Origin of the sequence: Bradyrhizobium sp. (assembly GCF_016462955.1) — a bacterium.
GTDB lineage: Bacteria > Pseudomonadota > Alphaproteobacteria > Rhizobiales > Xanthobacteraceae > Bradyrhizobium.
The window spans coordinates 1894-3409 of sequence record NZ_JAEMSD010000627.1 but is presented as its reverse complement, the minus strand read 5'-3'; the positions used below and the strand labels follow the sequence as shown (position 1 = coordinate 3409).

The window sequence follows — 1516 nt, the reverse complement described above, 5'->3', positions numbered from 1 at the left end:
GCGCAAGGCCGCGCGGGTCGTCCTGACGCTGTGGGACGGATCCCGGACGAACATAGGCTGCACGATTTCAAGGGAAGAACGGCGCATTGCAATTTGCAGGACGTGTCACGCATTTCACTTGACCGCAGCGGCGGTCAACTCGAAGATATTCGCTCGGTGTGTTGGGGATTGCTATGCTTGTGCAAGCTAGCCAAGGCCAATCCGGCTCGGCGCATGTGGTTGTGCTCGGCAATGAGAAGGGCGGCTCCGGCAAGTCGACCACCGCCCTGCACATCGCCGTTGCGCTCCTGAAGGCCGGCCAGCGCGTCGCCACAATCGACCTCGACTGCCGCCAGCAAAGCTTCACCCATTACATCGACAACCGCGCCGCGTGGGCCGGCCGCACCAAGCTCGACCTCGAATTGCCAGTGCATCGCTGCATCAAGCTCGGCGAGACCATGCAGATTGCAGAGAACGAGAATTCCGAGTTCCAGCAGTTCATGGAAGCCGTCGCGGCGGTCGAGAGCAGCTTCGACTTCATCGTCATCGATACGCCCGGCACCGACAGCTATCTGATGCGGCTTGCCCATTCGATGGCCGACACCCTGGTCACCCCGATCAACGACAGCTTCCTCGACTTCGACGTGCTCGGCACCGTCGATCCCGCGACTTACGCGGTGACGGGCGAAAGCCACTATGCCGAGATGGTGCGCGACGTCAGGCGCAAGCGCCGCCAGGTCGATGGCGCCACCACGGACTGGATCGTCGTGCGCAACCGCCTCTCCATGCTCGGGTCCCGCAACAAGCAACTGGTGGCCGAGGGCCTGAAGGATTTGTCGCTGCGGCTGGGCTTCCGCTATGTCGACGGCTTCGCAGAACGTGTCGTCTACCGCGAATTCTTCCCCCGCGGTCTGACCGCGCTCGACGAGATCGACGAGGCCACGCTCGGCATGCGGCCCAATCTCGGCCATCTGACCGCGCGGGAGGAGGTGACGAGCCTGCTCCGCCAGCTCAAGCTGCCGCTGGACGATCGCGGCCGCCGCCGGGCGGCCAACCGCGCCGAATGGTTCAGCCAGGTCGACAAGCCGCTCGAGGTCCACGATATCCTCGGCGCCTGACCTGCGGGTATAGGGCTACTTCCGGCCGTTTCGAGCAGTGGCTTAGGCTGGAACCCGGTCTGCGCCCGGCGCGTTTTAATGCCGCATTCACTGCGAAATCGAACCCATTCAAGACGGGTTGCGTCCAATGGTAAGTTGCACCTGGCGTAGCGGTAGGAGGATGGGGTGCTTACAAAGCGTGTGCGTCGCACAATGAAAGGGCTGCGGAGTCACAATATTTAGCCTTCCTGTCACGCTGCTGTGACATATATTAGGGATAGGCGACCAGGGGCCGAAGAGCTCCGGAACAACACGATTTTCAACAGGTATTCAGGCCACTATGGCCTGAGGCTGAGGACGAAAATGAAGCGTGGAATTGCCGTTCTGGTTTCGGTCAGCGCTCTCTGCGGCATCGCCTATTTCACGGCGAGCAAGTGGGC

1 protein-coding gene is annotated in these 1516 nt (G+C 61.9%); it reads left to right on the top strand.

Annotated features, from left to right (window positions below):
- Positions 1 to 173 precede the first annotated feature (173 nt).
- On the top strand, positions 174 to 1097 hold the full coding sequence (locus tag JHD07_RS35760; RefSeq protein WP_291630769.1) for a division plane positioning ATPase MipZ: 924 nt from the start codon (positions 174 to 176) through the stop codon (positions 1095 to 1097).
- Positions 1098 to 1516: the final 419 nt, after the last annotated feature.

Bases quoted from the DNA above. Each gene is read 5' to 3' on its own strand.
- JHD07_RS35760 (WP_291630769.1), top strand. From the start codon at position 174: ATGCTTGTGCAAGCTAGCCAAGGCCAATCCGGCTCGGCGCATGTGGTT.